The organism is Pseudomonas capsici, from assembly GCF_017165765.1.
GTDB classification, from domain to species: domain Bacteria; phylum Pseudomonadota; class Gammaproteobacteria; order Pseudomonadales; family Pseudomonadaceae; genus Aquipseudomonas; species Aquipseudomonas capsici.
The window spans coordinates 93,326-118,889 of sequence record NZ_JAFGZD010000011.1 but is presented as its reverse complement, the minus strand read 5'-3'; the positions used below and the strand labels follow the sequence as shown (position 1 = coordinate 118,889).

The following is a 25,564-nucleotide window of genomic DNA, read 5'->3' as shown; positions in this document are numbered from 1 at the left end:
TATAAAAGAAACCAGGTCGCGAAAATGGCAAAAGTCAGATACACCCCAGCCGATGATTCCAGTTGTGGCTGGTTTCATTTAAGTCCTCCAAGGATGGCTCGTCCGTCTCACTCCGGTGTCCGATCCGCTCGCTGGGTTGTGATCGGTGCGGGTTTCACAGGGCTTGCTGCGGCGCGTCAACTTGCACTGAACTTCCCGGATGAGGAAATCGTCCTGATCGAAGCTCAGGAAGTCGGTTATGGCGCTTCAGGACGAAATGCAGGTTTTGCTATCGACCTGCCACACGATATTGGAGCCGAAGACTATATCGGTGATATCAAGACTGCGCGCATCAGCATGGAATTGAACCTGACCGGGCAATCCATCCTCAAGCGTCTGGTCGAGGAACACCAGATCGAGTGCCAGTTTCGCAGCTGCGGCAAGTATCAGGCTGCCATCGAGGAGCGGGGTATCGCTGTTCTGGAGGCTTATCGCCGCGGTCTTGACAGGTTGGGGCAGGAATACGAAATGCTCGAAGGGCAAGACTTGCCCGAGCACATTGGCACGAGCTTTTATCGAAAAGCCTTATTTACACCCGGTACTGCGCTCATACAACCTGCCGCTCTGGTCAAGGGCCTGGCCGACAGTCTTCCGGCCAACGTGACACTTTACGAGAACACTCCGATCACCGAGGTTGAATACGGTGACAAGACCACTCTGATCCATAAGCAAGGCAGAATCGTTGCCGACAAGTTGTTGCTGACCAATAACGCATTTGGCATGAGCTTTGGTTTTTTGAAGGGCCGCATGCTGCCGATCTTCACGTATGCGAGCCTGACCCGGCAACTGACAGAAGAAGAGCAGGCACGCCTGGGCGGGCTGCCTTATTGGGGCGTCATTCCTGCCGATCCTTTTGGCACTACCTTGCGCAGAACAACGGATAACCGCCTGTTGGTGCGTAACAGTTTCAGTTTCAATGCCGACGGCAAAAGTCATCAGAAGTACCTTCAGCGTTTTATCCAGCGCCACAGGGAATCATTCAATCGCCGGTTTCCCATGCTCCCGGATGTCAACTTCGAGTACACATGGGGCGGCTCGCTGGCCATGTCGCGAAATCACATGGCTCATTTCGGGCAATTGGCAAACAACGTGTATGGCGCACTCTGTTGCAATGGACTGGGCGTTACACGAGGAACGGTGACGGGCACTCTGCTTGCAGACTGGCTGGCGGGAAAGACGCATCCACTGATCGACTTTTTACTGTCGTCTCCCGGCCCGAACAAGAATCCGCCCGAGCCCCTGCGTTCGGCGGGCGTCAACATGAATCTACTATGGGGACAATGCCGCGCTGGCAAGGAAAGTTGATCAAGTAATACGCCAAGTGTGCTTTCGAATTTAAACGATTGATTGGAAGTTAGCAGTTTTTCATTGGTATTGCCGATGAGGCCTCACTGTTTCCGATCGAGACGGATTTCATTTGTTTGAATTTTGGGTTTGCGCTTCAGCCTATCGAATGAACGAAGCGACACAGGAGATAATAATGACAAATCCTAATACCTCCGTTGAGGATATTGCGCTTAATAACTTTCACCGTTTACTGACCGCCCGCTCCGGAGGCGGTTCGTTTGTCGACGGTTATGTATTGAGCATTATCGGTATTGCAATGCTGCAGGTAAGTGCTGCACTTGATCTGACCGAGTTCTGGCAGGGCATGATTGCGGCATCGGCATTGATCGGCGTATTTTTCGGCGGTTTTCTCGGCGGCTGGCTGACGGACAGGCTGGGTCGCAAGATTGTTTATTTCATTGGGCCTTCACTTTTCATCCTCTGCTCGCTGGCGCAATTCTGGGTTGAATCTGCCGCCATGCTGTTTGCACTCAGGTTCATTATTGGCCTGGCTGTGGGGATCGAATACCCGGTGGCCACCGCCTTGCTGGTGGAGTTTCTGCCGAAGAAACAACGAGGCCCCAGACTCGCGGCCTTGACCATTCTGTGGTTTACCGGAGCGGCATTTGCCTACGTCGTCGGCAATGCGATTCTCAATGCCGGTGGTGACGATGCCTGGCGATACGCGCTGGCAAGCACTGCCGTGATTGGCCTGATGCTTTTACTGTTGCGCATCGGCACGCCGGAATCCGCGCGCTGGCTCTTGAGCAAGGGGCGCAATGCCGAAGCCGAGCATGTCATCAAGCGTGTCTATGGCCAGCATTATTCGCTTCGGGATCTGCCTGAACAGCCCGACGAAAAGAAGATGTCTTTTCAGGACCTGCTGCGCTCCGGTTACGGAAAGCGTCTGTTTTTTGTATCGGTGTTCTGGTCCTGCTCGATCATTCCGGTCTTTGCGGTATATGCCTTCGCGCCCAAGGTGCTCATGGCGCTGAATCTGAAAGGAGAGTGGGCATCCTATGGCTCCATGGCCATCACGCTGTTGTTTGTCGTGGGATGCGTACTTGCAACAAGACTGATCAACACCATTGGCCGACGTAGCATGCTCATTCACAGCTTCCTGTGGTCAGGGCTGGCGTTATTGCTGCTGGCGGTATTTTCAAACAGCCACGAAATGCTGGTGCTCTTCCTCTTCGGTGCCTATGCCGTCTTCATCGGTGGCGCCCAGGTCCTGCAACTGGTTTATCCAAACGAACTGTTTCCCACCGAAATCCGTGCATTCGCGGTGGGGATCGGTACGTCACTCTCGCGTGTCGGGGCGGCCATCGGTACTTATCTGGTGCCTGTTTCGCTTCACACACTGGGTATCGGCAACACGATGTACATGGCGGCAGTGGTCACTTTCATCGGGCTGATTGCTGCATGGGCCATGGCGCCTGAAACCCGTTCATTGAACTTGCGGGATGCGGCGGCACTGAGCAACTGAACCAAGGCAATGAGTCGTCCCGATAAATCGCGACGGGCGTATCTCGGGAAATATTCACCTGACTGTGGAGATAAAACATGAAGTTCGAAGGCATCTACACCCCGGCAATCACGCCCCTGACAGCAAAGGGCGAAATCGACAAACCGGCTTTCGCCCAAGTGCTCGAATACCTGATCGAATCGAAAGTTCATGGAATCATCATTGGTGGTTCGACCGGAGAGTACTACGCCCACACGTCCCAGGAACGTATGGAACTTGCGGCCCAGGCGAAAGATGTCATTGCCGGTCGCCTGCCGCTGATCATCGGCACGGGGGCCATTCGTACTGAAGATTCCGTCGAATACGCCAAGGCTGCCCGGGCCATCAAGGCCGATGCCCTGCTGGTGGGGTCACCACCCTATGCGCTGCCGACCGAGAAGGAAAACGCCATTCATGCATTGACGGTCGACCGCGCTGCCGACTTGCCGATCATGCTCTACAACTACCCGGCGCGCATGGGCGTCAGCATGGGGCAGGAGTATTTCACGGCCGTTTCCGAATCCAGAAATATCGTGGCCATCAAGGAAAGCTCCGGTGACATGGCCCAAGTCCATAACCTGGCGCGCAACTATCCACACATCAGCCTTTCCTGTGGCTGGGATGATCAGGCTCTCGAGTTTTTCGCCTGGGGAGCACGCAGTTGGGTATGTGCCGGCTCGAACTTCATTGCGCGTGAACATGTCGCGCTCTACGAAGCCTGTGTCATCGAAAAGGACTTTGATAAAGGGCGCAGGATCATGAGCGCCTTCATGCCGCTGATGGATTTCCTGGAAAGCGGCAAGTTCGTCCAGTCCATCAAGTTTGGCTGTGAGTTGAACGGCTTGAGCACCGGCAGCGTGCGCGCGCCGCTGCAACCGCTGTATGAGCATGAAAAAGAGTCCTTGAAGGACATCATCGCCACCCTCAAACGTGAAGTTGCTCAAGTGATCGGGAGTTCGAACAATGGCTGATCTTCTAGGCGCGGCTGAATATGTCGCCATCGCACAAAAACTGAAATTTCCGACAGCTTCCTTCGTAAACGGAGAGGCCTATACCTCCCGTTCGGGCCAGACATTTACCACCATCAACCCGGCAACCAATGAAGTGCTTGCCCAGATCACGGCCTGCGACGCCAGCGACGTGGATTTTGCGGTTGCCAAGGCCAGGGACGCTTTCGAGGATGGTCGCTGGAGCAAGCAGAGTCCGGGTGCGCGCAAGAAAGTGCTGCTGCGCTTTGCCGATCTGCTGGAGCAGAACGCTCACGAACTGGCCGTGATGGAAAGCCTGGACAGCGGCAAGCCGATTCGCGAGTGTCAGCTCACCGACATTCCCGAAACCATTCACACGATTCGCTGGCATGCAGAACTGATCGACAAGATCTACGACAGCACTGCGCCTGTCGGCTCCGGGGCTCTGACGCTGGTGGTGCGCGAAGCGATCGGGGTAGTGGGACTGGTGCTGCCATGGAATTTTCCGCTGCTGATGCTGGCCTGGAAAATCGGCCCGTCGCTCGCTGCGGGCTGCTCCATCATCGTCAAGCCCGCCAAGGAAACCACGCTGACAGCCTTGCGCGTCGCCGAACTGGCTTATGAAGCGGGCGTGCCTGCCGGCGTTTTCAACGTGTTGTCGGGAGGCGGCAAGGAAGTGGGCGAGCCATTGGGCCGGCATATGGATGTGTCCATGGTCAGCTTCACCGGTTCGACAGACACCGGTCGTCGTTTCCTCAACTACGCGGCGGAATCGAACCTCAAGCGGATTGTGCTGGAGTGCGGCGGCAAGAATCCGGCGGTCGTGATGAATGACGTCGCTGACCTGGATCTGGTCGCCAGTCACGTGGTCAATGGCGCGTTCTGGAACATGGGTGAAAACTGTTCTGCTTCCTCGCGGCTGATCGTCCATGCCGACATCAAGGAAGAATTGCTCAAGCGTATTGGCGTGCAAATGCGCGAGTGGAAAATGGGCAGCCCGCTGGACCCGGAAAACCGCGTCGGCTCACTGGTCAGCAAGGCGCATTTCGAGAAGGTCCGTTCCTACCTTCAGCAGGCCGCTGCCGAGAAACTGAAGGTTGTTTTCGGAGGCAACACCGAAGACGATATTTTTGTCGAACCGACCGTTGTCGATGGCGTGGGTAGCGACAGCCGCCTGTTTCAGGAAGAGATTTTCGGCCCGGTACTCTCGGTCACGACATTCACCACCCTCGACGAAGCCATCGCCCTGGCCAACGACTCGGTTTATGGCCTTGCGGCTTCGGCCTACACCGACAATCTTCGCCATGCCATCAAGTTGTCCCGTGAGATACGTGCAGGTGTCGTAACGGTCAACTGCTTCGGTGAAGGGGACGCCTCCACTCCATTTGGCGGCTACAAGGAATCCGGCTTTGGAGGGCGTGACAAGTCAATCTGGGCGCACGACCAGTACACCGAAATCAAGACGATCTGGATTGATGTGTCCGAGTAAAGCGGCCCGCTAGCGAGGAGGGTGGATAGCGGTCGACGTGCTGGATGTGATTGTCGACCTGGCCTTTCAAGTCCAAGCCCCTTCTGCTTAGGTTGCGGAGGGGGCTTTGGGCAGACGGTTACCTCAGCTAATGAAAATCCCGTCTGTGCAGGACGTTTCCGGCAGGCTTTGCCCTTTCTTCTGTGTGAACTTTCCTAGAAAATCTCAAGCCCTTGCGCCTGTGAAATCCCGACACTAGGCTGCGTCGGTCGCTGAATATCAGCGATCGGGTTTAGCAGCCTGAATCAGTTTTTCCAGCGCAAGTTCCGCTATGGCGGCTTTGCGTGGGGCACTTTCGAGTGCGCCGGAATTGGGAAAACTGCCGGTCTGCTAACCCGCGTCAAAGCTGCCACCCTTGTTTGTTTAGCAGCAAACATCCGATGGCTTTATCGGAGTTTTCCCAATGATCGATTCAACACCGTCACCCCCCTTCCCATCACTGGAAGAGTCCCTGCTGCACGTCAGCGACCTGCTACGCTGTGCCGCTGCAACCGCCTATGAAACCGGCGATACCCTCAACGGCCCCAAGCGTGATCTGGCCTTTTCGGTCGTGCATCTGATCGGCATGGCCAAGGCCGAACTGGAGCGTTCGCTGGCGCATGTCGAGGTGCGCAGAGCCTGAGTGTATAAGCGAATTTATTCGCGAGAGGCAGGTACATCCCATAGCGATATGTCGTTTGAACCTCTGCCTACGCGAATGAATTCGCTTCTGCATGTCTCCAGTGCATTCGTTACTTCAGTCTGTCCGACACTTTTTCAACTAGCGAGATTTTTTATGCAGAAGAGAGTTGAAGCACATATCTTTCTATCTGCGTTTTTGCGTGATCACTAACTTTTTGGTGCACCTTGCTCAACCAGAGCGCGCCAGGTCTGAACGCTTGGGCGTTCTTGCATTTTGGCATGCCATGCTCGCAACGCTACGCACTCTTCCGGTACCGGGAGTTTTACCAGCGAGGCGAAGATCATCCCTCCTAGTACAGCGATGTCCGCCATCGAAAATCTGTCGCCTGCAACGAAAGGCCGATCTTTGAGCAGGTCGTCGAAATAACGCATCCCTCTGATCGCTTTCTCGCCCATTTTTGCGCCCCACTCGGCGTTCTGATACAGCTCGACCTTTGGCCCCAGGCCCAGAGTGGCGTGATGAAAGTAGACGCTCACAGCATCGAGAAATTCGATTTCGGCGCGCTTGGTCATCATATGGATGAGCCCCTTCTCCAGAGGCGTTTCACCCGTGAGCGTCGGCTTACCGTCCAGGCTGTCTAGATACTGGGTGATCGCGGTGCACTCTGCGATCAGCGTTCCGTCTCCGAGCTCAAGCACAGGGAGCGTGCCAGAGTAGTTGATGGCAAGGAACTCGGGTTGCTTGTGTTCGCCGGTCCAGAGATTCACTGAGACGAATTCAATCTTCGGCAACAGCCCCTTTTCGGCGAGAGCTATGCGGACCCGAGCCGGGTAGGGTCCATCGAACCAGTCATAAATTTTCATCGGGGTAACATTGGAAGCGTCAACGCGTTGCTGTGAAAGAGTCATGGTAGAATTACCTGCCTGTCAGTTGGTAGGTAAAGATTGGGCGAAGATTTTCTCTCTGTCAATACCCTACCTGTCAGTTGGCAGGTGGATGTGTAGCGAGTAGACTGCCTGGCACACAAGGTCTGAATAAAAGTCGAGGATTACACGTGAGCGAAAACGCCCGAGAGGCCATTTTGGCGGCCGCGAGATCCGCGGCGCAGTTGCATGGATACAGTGGCATCAATTTCCGTAGCATCGCCGAAGAAGTGGGTATCAAGAACGCAAGCATCTACTACCACTTTCCAAGCAAAGCGGAGTTGGGCGCTGCCGTTGCTGAACGCTACTGGCAGGATACGCTGGCTATGCTGGAAGACATCCGGGCCTCTAACTCTGATCCGCACCAGTGCTTGCAGTTGTATCCGTCCATCTTTCGCAAGTCATTGAAGGACGATAACAGGCTCTGCTTGTCCAGCTTTATGGCTGCAGAGTACGAAGATCTGCCTGAGCAGGTTTCAAAAGAGGTCCAGGCATTTGCGGACGTTAATGTGAAATGGCTCGCTGAAGTGCTGGCAGATGCCGGTGGGGACGCTGGCCTGAGCTGTGAGCGGCGTGCTCGCGCCATCTACACCGCCGTCGCAGGCGCACAGCTCATCGCGCGGACAAAGGCGGATCTGGATCTGTTTGATGATTTGATGCGCAGCTATCAGGAAGCGGGCCTGATTCCGGCCTGATAACTCACCTGTGCAATCATCCATGCCGTGATGGAAAGACTGATCAGCCCAATTACGCAACAGGTTTGTGTCGTCTGAAGTGTCTCTGGTACAGCGCTGGTAATGCTGTGGGAGGCAGCTTGCTGGCGACAACGGTGAAGTCGCCAGCAAGCTGCCGCCCACACTCCTCTGACGGACTTGCAACACTTCATGCAGACAGAGCGAATGAATTCCTGCGGTTGACTGAAATGATCAGTGCTTCAAAGGCTTGAGCCCGCTGTCTTCGATTGCAGCGTCGGCCTGGCGAGAGGCCAGGTAGTCCAGCAGGGCCTGTGCCTGTTCCTGGTGCGAGCTCTTGCTGACGACGGCACCGGAGTACATGGTCATCTTCTGTGCGTCGGCCGGAATCAGGCCAACGATATCGATGCCGCTGACCGGTTTGAGTTCGCTCAGTTGCTGGAAGCCGAGCTGGGCGTCGCCGCGTGCGACGACGGCACCGACAGGTTCGGCGGGGATCATGCGTGCCTTGGCAGTGAAGTCGCTGCCCAGGTTCATGCTCGGGAACAGGGTGGTGGACAGATACACACCGCTGGCGCTGTCGGAGTAGGCGACCGACTTGCTGTCGAGCAGGCTCTGGCGAAAGCTGTTCATGTTGCTGATATCGGGTTTGGCTTCGCCCTTGCGCACAGCCATGGCGATGTACGACTCACCCAGATCGACCCGGCTGGCTTTGTTCGCCTGACCGTTGGCCACCAGCTTGTCCAGTGCCGAACCGACCATCAGCAGCACATCGGCCTGTTCGCCACGTGCCAGACGGTTGGGGACTGCCTGGGGCGTTTCGCCCATGGAGGGGGCGGCCTGGATGTTCAGTTTGATATGGTGGCTTTTCTCGTAGGCCGGAGCGACTTCGCGGATGGCTCCCATGATGCCGCCTGAGCTGAGTACGGTCAGCGTGTCGGGCTCTCGGGTTGCCGCATCTGCTGCCGAAGCCGCGAATGTGGCAATTAGCAGGGCGGTGCATGACAGTGCTCTGAGCATGGTGTGAACCTCCGTTGAGAAAACGCCGATTTTACAGACGCAGGGTCGGCATAAGGTCTTGATCCCAATGAAGAATTGTTCACGTCAACGAAAAGGGAAGCTGCAAATAGGCTCTATCGCACGTTATACGGCGGCGTCCCGGACAGGTGGCGATAAGGTTTTATGGATAGCCGTTCTCGACAATCGGTCGCAGCCCTTGAACATCAGTGCTCATGCTGATATTCGCGCGGAGTACACCCGAATTCCCGCTTGAACACCGTATGCAGATACTGCGCAGACTTGAAGCCGCAATTGCGTGCCGTATCTGCAATCGTCGAGTCCGTGCGCTTGAGCCCCTTGGCTGCGGCCGCCAGTTTGAAACGCAGTATCTCGTCATGCACGCTGCAGCCGCGCACGCTGCGAAAGTGCGACTCCAGCGATGAGCGCGATACGCCGACATAGGCCGCCACCTGCGCGGTCTTGATGCCCTGGCAGGCGTATTGGCGGATAAACAGCAGGGCCTGCATGACGTAGGGGTCGCCCAATGGCTGATGCAGGCTCGATACCTGCACGTTGATCGAGTCGGGCGGGATCAGAATCTGGGTGCCCTTGGTCGGCATGCCGTGCAGCATCTGGTGCAGCAGTTGTGCGGCGGTGCGGCCCATGGTTTCGGTGCCCTGGACCACTGAGCTGAGCGGTACGCGGGTCAGGCTGCGGGTCAGCGGGTCGTTGTCGATGCCGATCAGGGCCACCTGTTCCGGTACGGCAATCCCGGCGGTCAGGCAGGCTTGCAGCAGTTGCCGGGCGCGAGCATCGCTGACGGCGATGATGCCGATGGGTTTGGGCAGGCTTTGCAGCCAGGCGATCTGCTGTTCGACGGCGCTGTCCCACAAGGGCGCGCTGGTGCCCATGCCACGGTAGACCTCGGCATGCAGGCCATCGCGGTACATCAGCCAGCGAAAGGCCTTTTCCCGTTCCTGAGCCCAGCGATTGGCCTGGGCTTCGGGCAGGCTGAAGCAGGCGAAGCGCGTCAGTCCGGCCTCGATCAGGTGTTCGTAGGCCAGGGTGATCATGGCCTTGTTGTCGGTGGCGACGTAGGGAATGCCTTTGGGGTAGGCGCGTTCGTCCTGGTAGGAGCCGCCCACGGCTACGACCGGTAATCGGCTTCCGGCCAGCGCTTCGCCGATCAGCGGGTCGTCGAAGTCGGCAATGATGCCGTCACCTTGCCAGCGCTCGATCCCTTTCAACCGGCACAGGAAATCCTCCTCGAGAAACAGGTCCCAGGAGGCGCGGGTGCTGCTCAGGTAATTGCCGATGCCGCTGATGATGCCGCGGTCATAGATCTTGCTGCCGTTGAACAGCAGGGCAACGCGGTGAACGGGCGGTACGGTTTTCATTATTGTTGTCCCGGGTCTGCCAACACCAAGGTGGTCGTCACAGCCTAGGCGTGCTTGCAGTGAATCTCAATACGCAAAATCGCACTCGCTGTTGGTGACTTTCATAATTTCCGGGCACAGGGCCGTTGCTAGTATCGAGGCACCGACAAGAACAACAAAAGGACACGAGCCATGCCGTTCTTCCCTGATATCGACAGGATTCGCTACGAAGGCCCGGCCAGCGATTCTCCTCTGGCTTTCCGCCACTACGACGCCAACAAAATCATCCTCGGCAAACCCATGCGCGAGCACCTGCGCATGGCCGTCTGCTACTGGCACACCTTCGTCTGGCCGGGCTCCGACGTGTTCGGTGCGGGGACCTTCAAGCGCCCGTGGCAGCATGCGGGCGATCCCATGGAAGTGGCCATCGGCAAGGCTGAGGCAGCGTTCGAGTTCTTCACCAAGCTGGGGATCGACTACTACTGCTTCCACGATACCGATGTGGCCCCGGAAGGCCGTTCGCTGAAGGAGTACCGCAACCACTTTGCGCAGATGATCGATCATCTGGAGCGGCATCAGGAGCAGAGCGGCATCAAGCTGCTGTGGGGCACCGCCAACTGTTTCAGCAACCCGCGTTTTGCCGCAGGGGCCGCCAGCAACCCGGACCCGGAAGTGTTCGCCTGTGCCGCCGCTCAGGTGTTCAGCGCCATGAACGCCACCCAACGCCTCAAAGGCTCCAACTATGTGTTGTGGGGCGGCCGCGAGGGCTATGAAACGCTGCTCAACACCGACCTGAAGCGCGAGCGCGAACAGATGGGGCGCTTCATGCAGATGGTGGTCGAGCACAAGCACAAGATCGGTTTCAAGGGCGACCTGTTGATCGAGCCCAAGCCGCAGGAGCCCACCAAGCACCAGTACGATTACGACAGCGCTACGGTCTTCGGCTTCTTGCAGCAGTTCGGTCTGGAGAACGAAATCAAGGTCAATATCGAAGCCAACCACGCGACCCTGGCCGGTCATAGTTTCCACCACGAGATCGCCACGGCCGCTTCGCTGGGGATCTTCGGCAGCATCGATGCCAACCGCGGCGACCCGCAGAATGGCTGGGACACCGACCAGTTTCCCAACAGCGTCGAAGAAATGACCCTGGCCACCTATGAAATCCTCAAGGCCGGTGGTTTCAAGAATGGCGGGTTCAACTTCGACTCCAAGGTGCGCCGCCAGAGCCTCGATGAGGTCGACCTGTTTCATGGCCATGTGGCGGCGATGGATGTTCTCGCCCTGTCCCTCGAACGTGCCGCCGTCATGCTGCAGAACGACCGGCTTCAGCAATTCAAGGATCAACGCTATGCAGGCTGGCAACAACCGTTGGGGCAGAAGGTACTGGCGGGCGGGTTCAGCCTGGAGTCACTGGCCGAACATGCCTTTGCCAACGATCTGAACCCGCAGGCCGTGAGCGGCAGGCAGGAAATGCTCGAAAACCTCGTCAACCGGTTCATCTATAGCTGACGGACAGGCTGTTACATTCCCACGACAAATCTGTGCGGGTCCGGCTTCATGACGCTCTACAGTTGTACCAGCACGATACTCATCGTCAGGCAGTGTCTTTCAAACAACAATAAAAGGACGCACCACCATGAATAAAGTCAAACGCACCTTGCTGGCCGGCGCTCTGGCCCTGCTGTCCATCCCGGCCATGGCCGATTCTGCCAACCCGAAAATCGGTTTCTCCATCGATGACCTGCGTCTGGAGCGCTGGTCACGGGATCGGGATTACTTTGTCGCGGCGGCCGAACAGCTCAACGCCAAGGTCTTCGTCCAGTCGGCCGATGCCAACGAGCAGAAACAGATTTCCCAGATCGAAAACCTGATCTCCCGTGGTGTCGATGTGATCGTCATCGTGCCGTTCAACGCCACCGTCCTGACCAACGCCGTGGCTGAAGCCAAGAAGGCCGGGATCAAGGTGGTGTCCTATGACCGTCTGATTCTCAACGCCGATATCGATGCCTACATTTCCTTCGATAACGAAAAGGTCGGCGAGATGCAGGCCAACGGCGTGCTGCAAGCCGCGCCCAAGGGCAATTACTTCCTGCTCGGTGGTGCGCCCACCGACAACAACGCCAAGATCCTGCGCGAAGGTCAGATGAAAGTGCTGCAACCGGCCATCGACAAGGGCGATATCAAGATCGTTGGCCAACAGTGGGTCAAAGAGTGGAACCCCACCGAAGCGCTGAGCATCGTCGAGAATGCCCTGACGCGTAATAACAACAAGATCGACGGCATTGTCGCTTCCAACGACGCCACTGCAGGCGGGGCCATTCAGGCACTGGCCGCGCAGAAACTGGCTGGCAAAGTGCCGATCTCGGGTCAGGATGCCGACCTGGCTGCGGTCAAGCGAGTGATCGATGGCACGCAGACCATGACCGTCTACAAGCCGCTGAAGCTGATCGCTTCCGAAGCCGCGAAGCTGTCGGTGCAACTGGCGCGTAACGAGAAACCCACCTACAGCTCGCAGTACGACAATGGCAGCAAAAAGGTCGACACCATCCTGCTCACGCCAACCCCGTTGACCAAGGACAACATCGACCTGCTGGAAAAGGACGGCTTCTACACCAAGGCACAGATTGCCGGGCAGTGATCTGACCGACCGGAGTACAACCCCCGGCCTTGCCGGGGAGTGGACCTTTTGTGTGAGCCTTTGCCATGTCCGACTACCTGCTGCAAATGAACGGCATCGTCAAAACCTTCGACGGTGTCAAAGCCCTCAATGGCATCGATATCAAGGTCAGGCCGGGTGAATGTGTCGGATTGTGCGGCGAGAACGGGGCCGGTAAATCCACGCTGATGAAAGTGCTGTCGGCGGTCTACCCGCATGGCACCTGGGAGGGTGAAGTCCTCTGGGACGGCCAGCCGCTCAAGGCCCAGTCGATCAGAGAAACCGAAGCTGCCGGTATCGTCATCATTCATCAGGAACTGACTCTGGTTCCCGACCTGTCGGTGACCGAAAACATATTCATGGGCCATGAACTGACATTGTTCGGCGGGCGCATGAATTACCCGGCCATGACCCACCGCGCCGAAGCCCTGATGCGTGAGCTGAAAGTGCCGGACATGAACGTCTCGCTGCCGGTCTCCCAATACGGCGGTGGCTACCAGCAACTGGTGGAAATCGCCAAGGCACTGAACAAGCAGGCACGGCTGCTGATCCTCGACGAGCCGTCCTCGGCGCTGACCCGTTCGGAAATCGAGGTGTTGCTGGACATCATCCGCGACCTCAAGGCCAAGGGCGTGGCGTGCGTCTATATCTCCCACAAACTCGATGAAGTGGCCGCCGTATGCGACACCATTTCGGTGATCCGCGATGGCAAGCACATCGCCACGACCGATATGGCAGACATGGACATCCCCAGGATCATCACCCAGATGGTCGGGCGGGAAATGAGCAATCTGTATCCCACCGAACCCCACAGCATTGGCGAGGTGATTTTCGAGGCGCGTCACATCACCTGCTATGACGTCGATACCCCTCGGCGCAAGCGGGTCGATGACATTTCCTTCGTTCTCAAGCGCGGTGAAATCCTCGGGATCGCCGGATTGGTGGGGGCCGGTCGCACCGAGCTGGTTTCGGCGCTGTTCGGCGCATATCCCGGTCGTCACGAAGGTGAAGTCTGGCTGGGAGGCCAGCAGATCGATACCAGCACGCCGCTCAAGTCCATTCGTGCCGGCCTGTGCATGGTCCCCGAAGACCGCAAGCGCCAGGGCATCATTCCGGATCTTGGCGTCGGCCAGAACATCACCCTGGCGGTGCTGGAAAACTACTCGAAGCTGACCCGCATCGACGCCGAAGCCGAGCTGCATGGCATCGATCAGGAAATCTCGCGCATGCACCTCAAGACCGCGAGCCCGTTTCTGCCGATCACCAGTCTCTCTGGCGGCAACCAGCAAAAAGCCGTACTGGCGAAGATGCTGCTGACCAAACCCCGGGTGCTGATTCTCGATGAGCCTACCCGGGGCGTGGATGTCGGCGCCAAGTATGAAATCTACAAACTGATGGGCGCACTGGCGGCCGAAGGCGTGTCGATCATCATGGTGTCCTCGGAGCTGGCCGAAGTGCTCGGCGTCTCGGACCGGGTGCTGGTGATCGGCGAAGGTCAGTTGCGCGGCGATTTCATCAACCGCGATCTCACTCAGGAGCAGGTGCTTGCCGCCGCCCTCAGCCAGGCCGCTGGCCATAACAATAATGATCGGAAGTCTGCGTAGATGAACCAGGTCAAACAGCTCTTCACTCGCTACAAAATGCTCGCGCTGGTCATCGCCGTGGCGATTATCTGGCTGTTTTTCAGTTGGCAGACCGAAGGCGGATTCCTGACCCCGCGCAACCTTTCCAACCTGTTGCGCCAGATGTCCATCACCGGGATTCTGGCCTGCGGCATGGTGCTGGTGATCATCAGTGGCGAGATCGATCTGTCGGTGGGCTCACTGCTGGGGCTGCTCGGTGGACTGGCAGCGATTCTCGACGTGATCTATCACATACCGCTGCTGGCCAACCTGAGCATTGTGGTGTTGTGCGGGCTGATGATCGGCATCGCCAATGGCTACATGACGGCTTATCTGCGCATCCCGTCATTCATTGTCGGGCTGGGCGGCATGCTGGCGTTTCGCGGCATTCTGCTGGGCATTACCGGCGGCACCACCATCGCTCCGGTTTCGCCGGAACTCGTCTATGTGGGGCAGGGCTATCTGCCGCATGCGGTGGGCACGGGCCTGGGGATTGTGCTGTTTGCCCTGACCCTGTTCCTGACCTGGAAACAGCGCCGCAATCGCGCCCTTCACGGGCTGGCTGCGCATTCACTGGTGCGCGATATCCTGCGCGTGGTGCTGATCGGCGCGGTGCTGGCCGGTTTCGTCCAGACGCTGAACAGCTACGACGGCATCCCCGTACCGGTACTGCTGTTGCTGATTCTGCTCGGCGTGTTCAGCTACGTGACCAGCCAGACCGTCTTCGGACGCCGCGTCTATTCGGTGGGCAGCAATATGGAAGCCACACGGCTGTCCGGCATCAATGTGCAGTTCGTGAAGCTGTGGATCTTCGGCATCATGGGCGTGATGTGCGCGCTTGCCGGCATGGTCAACACCGCACGCCTGGCAGCAGGCTCACCCTCGGCCGGCAGCATGGGCGAACTCGATGCCATTGCCGCCTGCTTCATCGGCGGCACCTCCATGCGCGGCGGCTCCGGCACGGTGTATGGCGCGTTGCTCGGGGCGTTGGTCATCACCAGCCTGGACAACGGCATGTCCATGCTCGACGTGGACAGCTACTGGCAGATGATCGTCAAAGGCAGCATCCTGGTACTGGCCGTGTGGGTCGATGTAAGCACCCGGACCGAACGGCGCTGACGGGTGAAGACTTGCAGACCCGCCGGAAGCAATGGCAGTGTGTCATTCGCTCACTCATCAGCCGGGAATATCATGGACACTGACAGCCGCGATCATGTGACAGACCTGCAGGCGCTGGAAAAACTCTACGGCCCCATCGCTCGCCCGTCCATCCTCAAGGAAGTCGATCATATTCATGCTGCCTACAGGCCTTTTATCGAGTCGGCTTCCTTTGTCATCCTGGCTTCTTCAGGCCCTGGCGGGCTGGATGCGTCTCCTCGCGGCGATCAGGCCGGGTTTGTCCATATCGAAGACAGCAAGACGCTCTATCTGCCGGATCGACGCGGTAACAACCGGATCGATACGCTGCGCAATATCGTCGAGGACCCTCGCGTTGCTCTCTTGTTTCTGGTGCCGGGAGTCGGGGAAACCCTGCGGGTCAACGGAACGGCAAGGATATCGATCCATCCGCCATTGCTGCAGCGTTTTGCCGTCAATGGCCAACTGCCGAAATCTGTCCTGCAGATCACGGTGAGCAGTGTGTATTTCCAGTGCAGCAGAGCGGTTATCAGGTCCGGTCTGTGGGATGTGACACGCCACATCGAGCGCCATGCGCTGCCGACGGCAGGACAGATTCTCAAGGCCGTCTCTGCCGATGAAATCGATGGGGATGCCTACGATAAAGCCTTGCCGGGGCGCATTGCGGACACCTTGTACTGATGGTGTTCAATAGCGCCTTGCCGCCAGCGTGGGGCAAGGCGCTCAGTCTTCCTCAGTTCGCCTTCACGCTATACGACGGTCCCCACACCGACTTGCCGCTGGTTTCGCGAGCCTTGATAGTGATCGGTCGATAGGTCAGCCCTTTGAGGACCTCTGCCATTTTCGGCAAACCCCAGTCAGCCGGGTTCTGGCTTTTTCGGACTTCCTCGATTTCACCCAGCAGTTGCACCAGGGTCACTTGCTTCAGCTCACAGCGCATCCGTTCCTGATCGGCCTGCTTGCAACTGTTTTCCCGCAGTTCGGCGGCAGGCGGTTCGGCAAAGAAACCATCGATCAGGATCACTTCACCCGAGGCAATATCGAAGCTCGCGAATTCCTTGTTGATAGTGGCTGTCACGCTGCGGGCTTCGATGGTTCGCTGCTTTATGCTTTCCGTCCAGCCTGCTGGCGAGCTCTCTCGTTTGACGTCGTAGGAGGTTTTCCCCCAGCTTGTGCATTCGTTATTGACCACGCGCACCGAGGTGCAGTAATCCTCCTGCACGGTTTCGTTACGGTAGCTGGCGTCTTCCCACTTCTTGCCCCGCTCGAACTCATCGAATGTGATCGACTTGAGCATGGCGTAACCCAATGGCGAAGGCTGAATGTTGCGTCCGCCAGGCGGCTCGAATGCAGCTGTGCGGGGCAGGTTATAGCTCACGCCACTGATGCTGTAATGGCCGGGATCGACCAGATAGATCTTGTAGAGCGTCCTGCCGAATACCAGCTGGAAGTAGGAGTTTTCTCCGTTGTTTTCTTCGGGTTTGTTACTGGTGTCGTAACCGACCTTGATCCTGGAAGACGGGCGAGAGGTGTTGGTCCATTCGGTGACTCCCGAGCGCAGTCGCAGGAACGTGGCGATGTCATCGTTGTTCCCGAAGTCTGTCTTGAGGCTGTCCAGACTGGCGCTCGGTACGACCAGAATGGCTTTGCCTGAGGCCTTGAACCGGGCAAACATCTCGTCGTGCGCCTTGCGAACTTCCAGCATCGAGGCTTGCTGCGAAACCGGCTGGCCCGACATGGCGTTGAACCCTTGAGCGGACGGCGCTATCGGCACGCAACCGCTCAGTGCCAGGCTGCCCAGCGTCAGCGTGAACAGTGCGCTAACGGAACCTTTCATGATCCGCAGCGCCCGGCCGCTTTCAGTAACGCATTGCAGTTGGCAGGGGCCGCAGCTTCAGATGGAGTCTGTTTGCCGGAGCCTTCCACCGGGCCGGAGCAAAGCGTGTCGGAATCCAGAGCCACGAGGGTGGTGTAGTAGCAGTTATAAACACCTTTGCTGCTTTGTGCCTTGAACTTCACCGAGTCCAGCTCGCCACGCTTGTCGAAAATCCGTACTTTTTCCGGCGTGGTGTTGAGTGTCACGGCTGCCTTTTCCTGCAAGCTGCTGTCACTGACCGTCTTGGATGCCACGATCCCGCAACCCTGAAGCAACGATACCGCCGCGCCAGCCATGAGTAGTTGAATAACCGTTTTATTCAGGGGCATCTTTCGTATCCACGTGATGTACAGGTAGGTAGTGAGGGCCTGATAAGCGGCAACACTGTTCAACAGGACATTCTCCACGCGGGGTCGATAATGCATATAGCTCAGGCAGTCTATTTAATCCTCTTCAGGCGTGTGCTAGCCCAGTCTGTCTTTGCGTTATTGGCCAAACATTTGAAATCCCCGCCATTACTCGACAGAATCGCGCCCCGACCGGCCAGAGGTGCCGCTCGTTCGTGGGTGAGGGTCAGCAGTTGAACGAACAGACATTGTCCATGCGCCTGGAGCGTGTAGCGGCCCATGTGCCAGCAGATGCGCGGCTGGCCGATATCGGCTCGGATCACGCTTACCTGCCTGTGGCCTTGATGCGCCGTGGCGCTATCGCGTCGGCGGTGGCGGGAGAGGTGGCGTTGAGACCCTTCCATGCGGCGCAACGCACCGTGCGCGAGAACGATCTGGAACAATCGATTACCGTGCGCCAGGCCAACGGTCTGGCGGCGATCAGACCGGAAGACGAGATTACGGCGATCAGCCTGTGCGGCATGGGCGGCGAGACGATTCGTGACATCCTCGACAGCGGTAAAGCGCACCTCACTGGCAAAGAACGCCTGATCCTGCAACCCAACGGTGGCGAGCAACCGCTGCGCCAGTGGCTGATGGAAAATGGCTACCGCATCCTCTGCGAGGAAGTGCTGCGGGAAAACCGCTTCGACTACGAAATCATCATCGCCGACCGTTCCGGGCCGGTGATCTACTCCGCCCGGGAACTGTTCTTCGGCCCGCTGCAGATGCAGGCCCGCAGCCCGGCTTTCCTGCTCAAATGGCAGCGCTTGTTACTCAAGAAACAGAAGACCTTGAGTAACTTCGGCCGGGCGCAGGCGGTGCCTGAAGAGAAGATGCAGGAAATTACGCGGCAGATTGGCTGGATTAACGAGTTGTTAGGGGAACAGGTTTTGTAGCCTGTGCATCAAGTGCCTTTACCTGCTCAACACAAGTTTTGTTCAATCCACTGGCCGACCGTGACGGTATCGATCTGCCGGTTGGCGTTGTAGCTATGTGCCTTGGGCCAGGCGACCCCTTTGCCTTGCGCGAACACCGCCCGGTACTTGCGTAGGGAGTCGTCGGGTGCGGCTGCCAGATCGGCCATGAGCGCAGGCACCGTCCATTCCACACGTTCAACGGTGCGATCGAGCAACTGATCGACCGTGTCTGCCAATTGCCGGTAAGTGATGGTGTCGCCCGCCGTGAAAACCACTTCATTGACCAGCGTCGGCTCGAAGAGGATGGACGCAGTCAGGCGACCGATATCCTCCGGCGTGGTAACCGTCACGGCCGTATCCCAGCTCCCCAGGGCGCGCACGATGTTCTGGTCGAGGTCGACCACGCCGAACGCCGGTTCAAACAGAAAACTGGTGAACATGCCGGTGGAAATGATCAGCCATTGCACACGCGACTGGCCGCGTAGCATCTGGCGCACGTCCAGTTGCTCGTCAAACAGGGTTTGAGGGCTGCCGTAACCGATCACGTCGTAATCCACACCGAATTGCCACGGTACATAACGCTTCACGTCGGACTGCAAAACGGCGCGGGTCAATTTGAGCTGTGTCCCGGAACCGCCAGCGAAGCCAAGGCAACTGACCACGGTATCGAAACCGCTGAACAAGGCGGCAAGGCTTTCCTCTGAGTCGTTTGCCGCATCGGCAGACACCACCTCGATACCCAGGGTTTTCAGGGTTTCGAGTGTCTGGCGCCTGGGTTCAGAGGTAGCGTCGAGCGCGGAGGGGCGCAGCATGACAGTGACACGCGCAGCAGGCCGCGCTGCCAGCTCGCGAAGCACCGCCATGCCCAGTTCGCCCGCGCCCAGGACCAGAATAGTGCCGGTTGTTGCAGAGTCGTGTGAATGCATCAGTAATTCCCGGTGAATGATCAGCGATGTTTTATCCTGTCATCCTTGGCGAACATTCAGAAGAAGGCACACGAGTGATACCGCATGAACGCAATGAGTGAAGATGAGGTCATCCGCCTGTCCCAAGCCACCTGCGATGCGCTCAGCGCCGAGGACGACGGACTCAAACGCGAAGTCCTGACCCATGCGGGCAATCGCTGGTCGCTGGGGATCGTCCATACACTGGGCGTGGAAGGCAAACTGCGCCACGCAGAAATCGGCCGCCGCCTGCAAGGCATCACCCAACGCATGCTGACCCGCAGCTTGCGACAACTCGAACGAGACGGCTTGATCTCGCGTTGCGATCACGGCGAGGTGCCGCCGAGGGTTGATTATGAACTGACCCCGCTGGGGCGGAGTTTTCTGGTGCATATGGTGCCGCTGTGGACGTGGTTGCTGGAGAATGCGGAGGAGTTTCGGGCGGCTCGGGGGCGGTTTGATGGGGGGAGGGGCCAGGAATTGCTTTAGGTCCAAGGCAGTCCTTTGTAGAGGACTGCTAATGGCCGATTCTGTTGAAAAAGTCCCGCCGCGATTTTTTCCCATGAAAGAGCGTCAACGACGTTGAAATCTGGTGCGTTCAGAAGACAGAGCTGTCTTGGTTTTTACGTAGCAACGCCGAAATCGAGCATTTTTTGAACCGCCGAAAAGCTGCTCTCTCAGAAACCGACTTTTCAACAGAATCGGCCAGGAGCTGTCATTCAGAGGGCTACGAAGGCGGGAGCGCTCTAGATAGCTATGAATACACCTTTGAAATCATAGTGCTCACGGAAAAGCAAAAAATCATCGGCGGCAGCCTTATGTTCTTGATGGACTTGAGCCTCGTAGTCAATCTTTGCGTTTTTCCAGCCATTGAAAAATATGAAATTCACTGATATTTTCTATTGATGATGACTTTCATTAAGCTGTTTCCTTACAAAGCAAAAAATGATTAAGATCAGAGTTGTACTCATAGAGAAACAAAGCAATGAACCCAACGGATTTGGAAAGCGCATTACAATCAATTAGCGAAAACTCTACTCGCCTAGAGGTTTCGCAAGCAGCGACAAAATTCAGGACGATTGGAGATTTGGCTTCCGCCATTAAAATCTGCGAAAGGGCAATTTTACTATCGCTGGATAATAAATTCTTCTACAAAATACTTAGTGATCTGCATTTTCAGAATGATGAATTTGATCAAGCTTTTATAGCTCTTGCGAGACATCTTCAACTAATCTCAACTTATCATCGTGAAGTTAACGGGTTTGCAAAAAGATATCATCGTTTCAGGCGCTCCATTTCACAAGAAAAAGCACTTGAACTTACAGATATGGTTTTTTCTACTATTAACGAAAAAAACTTTAAGCCAGCGGTAGCGACGGCCGTCAAAGCTATAATAAGCTCGGATATTCACGTCGTAAGCGAAGAAACAGACCAGCAAAGCCGTTTATTTCTAGAACTTCTAAAGGACGATTCCCAATTTGAGTCTTTTGTGAAGTTGGAAAAGCGAATTGAGGAGGATAGTAGTGAGAATTTGTCTGCGATATTAGATGCCCATATCCTCAACAGAAAAAGAACTTTAAAAACATTTAGAATAGATCTTTACTGTGTTTCGCTTTATGAGAAGCTAGGATCGCTAGCTAGCGCATTAAAAATTATTACCGAGCTTCTTGCTGTAAAGGTTCAGCCTATTGCGGTTCGATCGCTATTTCGAATATGCAGGCTGCGAAAGGACTACGGGCCAGCAGATATCCTATTAGAAAGAGAACCTGCACTTCTACGCGCCCGAGACTTCAACGTATTGTACGAAATGGTGTACTATTTTGAAGCGAAAAATGACTACCACACGGTACAAAGTATACTTCGCACAATTGATAAAGGTTTCGCCACTAATCTACCCGTACTGCGCACAGTAAGAAACTTTTATATCAGGTTTGGGATGCTGGAGGAAGCAAAGAGATTAGAGCACACAATTTCTTTTCTCTACCAAAAAAGAGAAAATAGCGATCAAAAATATATCGCAGAAGTAGCAGAGAGTGAGACGGAGCTCGCCTCCAAGGTTCAAGATCTATATTCTCAACTTGAACATCAAAAACAACTTGCTGCTATTAGTGATCTAACAACAGGTATATCTCACGAACTTGGCCAGCCGATAACAAATATAAGATATACCATACAGTTTTATCAAAAGCTGTTTGAAAAAAAATTAACCTTGTCTGCAGTGTCGACGGTATTTGCTTCAATTTTAGAAGAAACCGAACGAATGGGGGGGCTTATACGTCGCCTTTCACCACTTACCTCTAGCAGAGGGGTTATAGAATCGTTTGATATTATGGAGCGCATACGGAGGCGAGCCGATGGAGAAAGTCCGCGCCTTATCCAGAACAATATAAGCGTGAAAATTTCACCTAAAGGGGCAATAACTCTAGTTGGAGATCCGGTGAAATTTGACCAGTTGATAAGCAATTTGCTGTTAAATTCTATAGACGCTATTTCTGAAAGAAAAATTAGCAGGGAAAACATTGTCGATATCAGAGTTGAAAGCAACCCTAAAGAAGTGACAGTGTATTTTTCTGACTCTGGTGTTGGGATACCTATGAGCAACAGAAATAAAATTTTCGATCCGTTTTTCTCTACAAAAGCGCCAGGGCAAGGAGAGGGACTAGGTTTGTTTATCGTTTGGAACTTGCTTAAAATGCTAGGCGGAAAAATTTCGGTGGACGTTCATTATAATCAAGGTGCTCGTTTTCTAATAACATTGCCAAAACAACCATCTAACTCGGAGGTGGAGACAGCATGAACAGCCTATTATTAGTTGAGGACGAGAATAAAACCGCAGAAATGCTCAAGCAGGGGCTTGAGAGTGAAGGCATCGAAGTGACTTGGGTTACAAACGGAAAGGATGCGATAGATCTAATAAAGCCGGGAATTTTTGATTTGATTATTTTGGATTTGAAGTTGCCGGGAATGACTGGCGATCAAGCTCTAGAAGAAATCAGAAAAATAGACCCCTATGTTGATGTTGTTGTATATACAAATTATCAAGAACCACCAGTAATGCAAAAGCTTATTAATTTAGGTGTAGAGGGATATATCAGTAAAGGAGCCGATGCTGACTTGTGGGAAACTGTCAAAATAATCAAGAAAATGCTTGATCCACTTAGTGAAGAAGATCGCGATCAACTCCTTAGCTTAGTGCCGAGTGAGACTTTTAAAAATCTATAAGGATGCAGATTATGACTCAACCTTTTGCACTAGATACAAACGCTTATGCATTGTTGTTTCAGCACCCTAAAACTGATGCGTATTACAATTTGGAAAAAAAAATAAAATCCGGTGACACCCTAAGTTTTTTCATTCCAGAAATCGTAGCTATGGAAATTCATTCCGTTTTAGGGAAATATCGCCGTGGTGGAGTGAACGCTCAAAAAGAAGCTTGTACACGAAATATCCTGAATGAGGACAAACATGTTCCTTGCTCTAATATTTGCGTAACAAATCCACGCCCACGAATGAACCCTAAAGTTTACAAAGCCCTTCAGAAACTTATGAAGGATATTGAGGGTAAGTCTGGCAGTATACAAGCTGACTTATTGCCATTGGGAACGTCTGAAATGTCGGAAGGCAAGAAGCTGCTCATGCAACTGTCCCATCGTTTTGCATTTGGGTCTCATGATGCATTGGTAGCAGGAACCGTTATTGCTGCTGCTGCGAATGGATTGAATCTCACTTTAGTGACATCTGACAAAAGTTTAAAAGCTGTATGTAGTAAGGAAGGCATTCCTTTTTTTGATCCGTTAATACAAATTCCAACTGAAACTATTGAGCAAGCAGAAGCGTCTTGAATTCTTGATGAGTTAAAATCCTTATCATCACTTTCGTGATTACGAATTGTTGACAGTAGTTGGATTGCACCCACCATAGTGGGTGCCCTATTGCTCTTGGTTTGCCAAAGAGGGCATTTCAGAGTTTTCCGTTTTGGCTGGAAAAGACTGAGTTGAGCGTCTGCTATTGGCCCTGGAGTGTGTAAAAACAGATGTTCAGCCGGCGTCAGGGGAGACAGGCATCCCGCTGAAGGATTTGGAAAGTACCTCCGCGCGACGCTTGTGTTTCTAGGTGGAACTGGCGAAATGTCAGCTTGGGATCGTTTAGCCGAAATCTACATCTGATGCGAGCGCTGGGTACTCAACCTTCATTTCGGTAAGGCATTCATGCATGAGCCTCGCATCCTCAGGTAAGCGCTTGGATAGCATGTTCCACCCTGAAATTTTCAGGTGCTCGGGCATTTCCACTAGACTCGTTATCGCGTCCCAGAAAGCATCCCAATTACAGCCATACCACTCAGGAAAACCGAGCGCGTCCTTCAAGACAAAATGGAGTTCCTCAGAGCTTGACACCCCACTCAGGTCAATATTTACCATGTGCAATCGGCTCATCGTCATTACCTCAAAAAACTGTTGACCGGCGAACGCATGCCAGCGGCTGAATCAGGATGCTTTTGCTATCATTTTTGGCGTGATCAATTCGGGGGGCGGCAATGAAGCGCTTCATTCAGGGTGAGCATCGCGGACAAAGCACTTTGCTTCCCGAAAGCCTTGAAGACTACGTCAGCAACACAAATCCGGTGCGAGTAGTCGATGTTTTGAAGGCGTCATTCCAGCCGATACCGGCCGACCTGCTTACCACCCCGCAATCTTGCTGAAAATCTACATCTAAGGCTATCTCAACCGCATTCAGTCGAGTCGGCGGCTGGAACGAGAAGCTCAACGCAACGTCGAGCTGATGTGGTTGACCGGGCGTTTGATGCCGGATTTTAAGACCATCGCCAACTTCCAAAAAAATAACAGCAAGGCCATCCGCGGCGTCTGTCACCAGTTCGTAGTGCTGTGTCAGCAGTTGGGATTGTTCGGTGAAAATCTCGTCGCCATCGATGGCAGCAAATTCAAAGCCGTCAACAACCGCGACCGTAACTTCACCAGCGCCAAACTGAAGCGGCGCATGGAAGAAATCGAATCGAGCATCAACCGTTATCTGACGGCACTTGATACTGCGGATCGGCAAGAGCCTACATCCTGTGAAGCCAAGACGGTGCGGCTGGAGGAAAAAATCGCCAAGCTGAAAGTGCAAATGAAGGAGCTTCACGCGATTGAAATACGGCTCAACGACTCACCGGATAAACAGGTCTCACTGACCGATCCAGACGCGCGTTCAATGATGACGCGTGGTACAGGAATCGTTGGCTACAACGTGCAAACAGCAGTCGATGCTCAGCACCATTTGATCGTTGCCCATGAGGTGACCAATGTCGGCTCTGACCGGGATCAGCTCAGCTCAATGGCCAATCAGGCGCGCGAGGCCATGGCATCGGATTCGCTTGCAGTGGTGACTGACCGAGGCTATTTCAAAGGAGAGGAAATCCTGGCTTGTCACAACGCGGATATCACTGCGTATGTGCCCAAGCCAATGACTTCTGGAGCTAAAGCTGATGGGCGCTTCAACAACGATGCCTTTATCTATGACACGGCGAAAAATCACTATGTATGCCCAGCTGGAGAAACGCTGATATGGCGTTTCTCCAGCGTCGAGAAAGGCATGAAGCTGCATCGTTACTGGAGTTCAAAGTGTCAGGCCTGCGCCGTAAAAACGCGGTACACACCGAGCAAGCAACGCCGTGCTCGGCGCTGGGAGCATGAGTCGATACTGGAAGATATGCAGGTTCGGCTGAGCAACGCGCCGGACATGATGCGAATCCGCAAACGCACGGTTGAGCATCCCTTCGGGACGCTCAAACAGTGGATGGGCGCTACGCATTTTTTGACGCGAAGGCTGGACGGCGTCAGTGCAGAAATGAGCTTGAACGTGCTCGCCTACAACATGAAGCGCGTTATGAAAATCCTTGGCACCAGCAGCTTAATGAAGGAGTTGTCAGCCTGAAATGGTTGGCTTTGTTGCCCACTTGGTATCGTAGAGGCTTTATTGAAGCTTCCCAGACCTTAGTGACGACCCGCAGGGCTTACCGCGAGCGACTACATAGTAAAAACCGCCGGGG

The 25,564-nt window shown here is 55.0% G+C and carries 24 protein-coding genes and 1 pseudogene; 18 read left to right on the top strand and 7 right to left on the bottom strand.

The window, feature by feature from the left end; genetic code table 11:
• Positions 1 to 24: 24 nt before the first annotated feature.
• From JSY17_RS16140 to JSY17_RS16120, 5 genes are all read left to right on the top strand, one after another.
• Positions 25 to 1,344, top strand: coding sequence for an NAD(P)/FAD-dependent oxidoreductase (locus tag JSY17_RS16140; protein ID WP_200979013.1), 1,320 nt, complete (start codon positions 25 to 27; stop codon positions 1,342 to 1,344).
• A gap of 112 nt (positions 1,345 to 1,456) precedes the next feature.
• Positions 1,457 to 2,851 carry an MFS transporter gene (locus tag JSY17_RS16135; protein ID WP_260409796.1) on the top strand — a complete coding sequence of 465 codons (1,395 nt, stop codon included), beginning with the start codon at positions 1,457 to 1,459 and terminating at the stop codon, positions 2,849 to 2,851.
• 77 nt (positions 2,852 to 2,928) lie between these two features.
• Positions 2,929 to 3,840 carry a dihydrodipicolinate synthase family protein gene (locus JSY17_RS16130; RefSeq protein WP_117183646.1) on the top strand — a complete coding sequence of 304 codons (912 nt, stop codon included), beginning with the start codon at positions 2,929 to 2,931 and terminating at the stop codon, positions 3,838 to 3,840.
• On the top strand, positions 3,833 to 5,326 hold the full coding sequence (locus JSY17_RS16125; RefSeq protein ID WP_117183647.1) for an aldehyde dehydrogenase: 1,494 nt from the start codon (positions 3,833 to 3,835) through the stop codon (positions 5,324 to 5,326). The genes JSY17_RS16130 and JSY17_RS16125 overlap by 8 nt, the downstream gene beginning before the upstream one ends.
• A gap of 442 nt (positions 5,327 to 5,768) precedes the next feature.
• The gene (locus JSY17_RS16120) at positions 5,769 to 5,987 is read left to right on the top strand and encodes a DUF6124 family protein (protein ID WP_117165195.1); all 219 of its coding nucleotides are present in this window, start codon (positions 5,769 to 5,771) and stop codon (positions 5,985 to 5,987) included.
• A 206-nt stretch (positions 5,988 to 6,193) separates the two neighbouring features.
• Here the strand turns inward: JSY17_RS16120 and JSY17_RS16115 are convergent, their stop codons facing one another.
• The gene (locus JSY17_RS16115) at positions 6,194 to 6,895 is read right to left on the bottom strand and encodes a glutathione S-transferase (protein WP_404823383.1); all 702 of its coding nucleotides are present in this window, start codon (positions 6,893 to 6,895) and stop codon (positions 6,194 to 6,196) included.
• 146 nt (positions 6,896 to 7,041) lie between these two features.
• On the opposite strand from JSY17_RS16115, the gene JSY17_RS16110 reads away from it, so the two are divergent.
• On the top strand, positions 7,042 to 7,605 hold the full coding sequence (locus JSY17_RS16110) for a TetR/AcrR family transcriptional regulator (RefSeq protein WP_206402319.1): 564 nt from the start codon (positions 7,042 to 7,044) through the stop codon (positions 7,603 to 7,605).
• Positions 7,606 to 7,836: 231 nt separating this feature from the next.
• On the opposite strand, the gene JSY17_RS16105 is transcribed toward JSY17_RS16110, so the two are convergent.
• A complete protein-coding gene (locus tag JSY17_RS16105) occupies positions 7,837 to 8,622 on the bottom strand; it encodes a substrate-binding domain-containing protein (RefSeq protein WP_117183650.1) in 786 nt (261 codons plus the stop codon).
• Between the two features lie 203 nt (positions 8,623 to 8,825).
• Complete coding sequence (locus JSY17_RS16100; protein WP_200999283.1) at positions 8,826 to 9,998, bottom strand: XylR family transcriptional regulator; 1,173 nt, start codon at positions 9,996 to 9,998, stop codon at positions 8,826 to 8,828.
• A gap of 171 nt (positions 9,999 to 10,169) precedes the next feature.
• On the opposite strand from JSY17_RS16100, the gene xylA reads away from it, so the two are divergent.
• The 5 genes from xylA (at position 10,170) to JSY17_RS16075 (ending at position 16,073) form a co-directional block, all read left to right on the top strand.
• Positions 10,170 to 11,486, top strand: a complete 1,317-nt coding sequence (gene xylA, locus JSY17_RS16095) for a xylose isomerase (RefSeq protein WP_206402320.1) — start codon at positions 10,170 to 10,172, stop codon at positions 11,484 to 11,486.
• A 127-nt stretch (positions 11,487 to 11,613) separates the two neighbouring features.
• Positions 11,614 to 12,615, top strand: a complete 1,002-nt coding sequence (gene xylF, locus JSY17_RS16090; RefSeq protein WP_117165201.1) for a D-xylose ABC transporter substrate-binding protein — start codon at positions 11,614 to 11,616, stop codon at positions 12,613 to 12,615.
• Between the two features lie 65 nt (positions 12,616 to 12,680).
• On the top strand, positions 12,681 to 14,237 hold the full coding sequence (gene xylG, locus JSY17_RS16085) for a D-xylose ABC transporter ATP-binding protein (protein ID WP_206402321.1): 1,557 nt from the start codon (positions 12,681 to 12,683) through the stop codon (positions 14,235 to 14,237).
• Positions 14,238 to 15,374 carry a sugar ABC transporter permease gene (locus JSY17_RS16080; RefSeq protein ID WP_206402322.1) on the top strand — a complete coding sequence of 379 codons (1,137 nt, stop codon included), beginning with the start codon at positions 14,238 to 14,240 and terminating at the stop codon, positions 15,372 to 15,374. It begins immediately after the preceding gene.
• 72 nt (positions 15,375 to 15,446) lie between these two features.
• Positions 15,447 to 16,073, top strand: coding sequence for a pyridoxamine 5'-phosphate oxidase family protein (locus JSY17_RS16075; protein ID WP_206402323.1), 627 nt, complete (start codon positions 15,447 to 15,449; stop codon positions 16,071 to 16,073).
• Between the two features lie 52 nt (positions 16,074 to 16,125).
• On the opposite strand, the gene JSY17_RS16070 is transcribed toward JSY17_RS16075, so the two are convergent.
• Together JSY17_RS16070 and JSY17_RS16065 are read right to left on the bottom strand one after the other, a co-directional pair.
• Positions 16,126 to 17,229, bottom strand: a complete 1,104-nt coding sequence (locus tag JSY17_RS16070; RefSeq protein WP_232849483.1) for a hypothetical protein — start codon at positions 17,227 to 17,229, stop codon at positions 16,126 to 16,128.
• A complete protein-coding gene (locus JSY17_RS16065) occupies positions 17,226 to 17,597 on the bottom strand; it encodes a hypothetical protein (RefSeq protein ID WP_206402324.1) in 372 nt (123 codons plus the stop codon). Before JSY17_RS16065 ends, JSY17_RS16070 begins: the two co-directional genes overlap by 4 nt.
• Before the next feature lie 251 nt (positions 17,598 to 17,848).
• On the opposite strand from JSY17_RS16065, the gene JSY17_RS16060 reads away from it, so the two are divergent.
• The gene (locus JSY17_RS16060; RefSeq protein WP_318277248.1) at positions 17,849 to 18,553 is read left to right on the top strand and encodes a tRNA (adenine(22)-N(1))-methyltransferase; all 705 of its coding nucleotides are present in this window, start codon (positions 17,849 to 17,851) and stop codon (positions 18,551 to 18,553) included.
• Positions 18,554 to 18,579: 26 nt separating this feature from the next.
• Here JSY17_RS16060 and JSY17_RS16055 read toward each other — a convergent pair whose 3' ends face one another.
• The gene (locus JSY17_RS16055) at positions 18,580 to 19,500 is read right to left on the bottom strand and encodes an aromatic alcohol reductase (RefSeq protein ID WP_206402325.1); all 921 of its coding nucleotides are present in this window, start codon (positions 19,498 to 19,500) and stop codon (positions 18,580 to 18,582) included.
• Between the two features lie 93 nt (positions 19,501 to 19,593).
• Between JSY17_RS16055 and JSY17_RS16050 the strand changes: the two genes are divergently transcribed.
• The 5 genes from JSY17_RS16050 to JSY17_RS16030 all read left to right on the top strand — a co-directional run bounded on the left by JSY17_RS16050 (position 19,594) and on the right by JSY17_RS16030 (position 23,360).
• Positions 19,594 to 20,007: a winged helix-turn-helix transcriptional regulator gene (locus JSY17_RS16050; protein ID WP_117165207.1), complete on the top strand. Its 414-nt coding sequence runs from the start codon at positions 19,594 to 19,596 to the stop codon at positions 20,005 to 20,007.
• A gap of 164 nt (positions 20,008 to 20,171) precedes the next feature.
• Positions 20,172 to 20,411, top strand: a complete 240-nt coding sequence (locus JSY17_RS16045) for a hypothetical protein (protein ID WP_206402326.1) — start codon at positions 20,172 to 20,174, stop codon at positions 20,409 to 20,411.
• Positions 20,412 to 20,503: 92 nt separating this feature from the next.
• Positions 20,504 to 22,315 (top strand): sensor histidine kinase, encoded by a 1,812-nt coding sequence (locus JSY17_RS16040; RefSeq protein ID WP_206402327.1) that lies wholly within the window; start codon positions 20,504 to 20,506, stop codon positions 22,313 to 22,315.
• Positions 22,312 to 22,740: a response regulator gene (locus JSY17_RS16035; protein WP_206402329.1), complete on the top strand. Its 429-nt coding sequence runs from the start codon at positions 22,312 to 22,314 to the stop codon at positions 22,738 to 22,740. Before JSY17_RS16040 ends, JSY17_RS16035 begins: the two co-directional genes overlap by 4 nt.
• Before the next feature lie 11 nt (positions 22,741 to 22,751).
• Positions 22,752 to 23,360, top strand: coding sequence for a PIN domain-containing protein (locus tag JSY17_RS16030; protein WP_206402332.1), 609 nt, complete (start codon positions 22,752 to 22,754; stop codon positions 23,358 to 23,360).
• A 303-nt stretch (positions 23,361 to 23,663) separates the two neighbouring features.
• Here the strand turns inward: JSY17_RS16030 and JSY17_RS16025 are convergent, their stop codons facing one another.
• Positions 23,664 to 23,951 carry a barstar family protein gene (locus tag JSY17_RS16025; protein ID WP_206402334.1) on the bottom strand — a complete coding sequence of 96 codons (288 nt, stop codon included), beginning with the start codon at positions 23,949 to 23,951 and terminating at the stop codon, positions 23,664 to 23,666.
• 101 nt (positions 23,952 to 24,052) lie between these two features.
• Between JSY17_RS16025 and JSY17_RS16020 the strand changes: the two are divergent.
• A pseudogene (locus tag JSY17_RS16020) lies at positions 24,053 to 25,449 on the top strand (IS1182 family transposase).
• Positions 25,450 to 25,564 lie beyond the last annotated feature (115 nt).

What these genes read in the sequence shown, in the direction of transcription:
- JSY17_RS16140 (WP_200979013.1), top strand. Translation starts at nt 25, where the DNA reads ATGGCAAAAGTCAGATACACCCCAGCCGATGATTCCAGTTGTGGCTGG.
- JSY17_RS16130 (WP_117183646.1), top strand. Translation starts at nt 2,929, where the DNA reads ATGAAGTTCGAAGGCATCTACACCCCGGCAATCACGCCCCTGACAGCA.
- JSY17_RS16125 (WP_117183647.1), top strand. Translation starts at nt 3,833, where the DNA reads ATGGCTGATCTTCTAGGCGCGGCTGAATATGTCGCCATCGCACAAAAA.
- JSY17_RS16120 (WP_117165195.1), top strand. Translation starts at nt 5,769, where the DNA reads ATGATCGATTCAACACCGTCACCCCCCTTCCCATCACTGGAAGAGTCC.
- JSY17_RS16115 (WP_404823383.1), bottom strand. Translation starts at nt 6,895, where the DNA reads ATGACTCTTTCACAGCAACGCGTTGACGCTTCCAATGTTACCCCGATG.
- JSY17_RS16105 (WP_117183650.1), bottom strand. Translation starts at nt 8,622, where the DNA reads ATGCTCAGAGCACTGTCATGCACCGCCCTGCTAATTGCCACATTCGCG.
- JSY17_RS16100 (WP_200999283.1), bottom strand. Translation starts at nt 9,998, where the DNA reads ATGAAAACCGTACCGCCCGTTCACCGCGTTGCCCTGCTGTTCAACGGC.
- xylA (WP_206402320.1), top strand. Translation starts at nt 10,170, where the DNA reads ATGCCGTTCTTCCCTGATATCGACAGGATTCGCTACGAAGGCCCGGCC.
- xylF (WP_117165201.1), top strand. Translation starts at nt 11,614, where the DNA reads ATGAATAAAGTCAAACGCACCTTGCTGGCCGGCGCTCTGGCCCTGCTG.
- xylG (WP_206402321.1), top strand. Translation starts at nt 12,681, where the DNA reads ATGTCCGACTACCTGCTGCAAATGAACGGCATCGTCAAAACCTTCGAC.
- JSY17_RS16080 (WP_206402322.1), top strand. Translation starts at nt 14,238, where the DNA reads ATGAACCAGGTCAAACAGCTCTTCACTCGCTACAAAATGCTCGCGCTG.
- JSY17_RS16075 (WP_206402323.1), top strand. Translation starts at nt 15,447, where the DNA reads ATGGACACTGACAGCCGCGATCATGTGACAGACCTGCAGGCGCTGGAA.
- JSY17_RS16070 (WP_232849483.1), bottom strand. Translation starts at nt 17,229, where the DNA reads ATGAAAGGTTCCGTTAGCGCACTGTTCACGCTGACGCTGGGCAGCCTG.
- JSY17_RS16065 (WP_206402324.1), bottom strand. Translation starts at nt 17,597, where the DNA reads ATGCCCCTGAATAAAACGGTTATTCAACTACTCATGGCTGGCGCGGCG.
- JSY17_RS16055 (WP_206402325.1), bottom strand. Translation starts at nt 19,500, where the DNA reads ATGCATTCACACGACTCTGCAACAACCGGCACTATTCTGGTCCTGGGC.
- JSY17_RS16050 (WP_117165207.1), top strand. Translation starts at nt 19,594, where the DNA reads ATGAGTGAAGATGAGGTCATCCGCCTGTCCCAAGCCACCTGCGATGCG.
- JSY17_RS16040 (WP_206402327.1), top strand. Translation starts at nt 20,504, where the DNA reads ATGAACCCAACGGATTTGGAAAGCGCATTACAATCAATTAGCGAAAAC.
- JSY17_RS16035 (WP_206402329.1), top strand. Translation starts at nt 22,312, where the DNA reads ATGAACAGCCTATTATTAGTTGAGGACGAGAATAAAACCGCAGAAATG.
- JSY17_RS16030 (WP_206402332.1), top strand. Translation starts at nt 22,752, where the DNA reads ATGACTCAACCTTTTGCACTAGATACAAACGCTTATGCATTGTTGTTT.
- JSY17_RS16025 (WP_206402334.1), bottom strand. Translation starts at nt 23,951, where the DNA reads ATGAGCCGATTGCACATGGTAAATATTGACCTGAGTGGGGTGTCAAGC.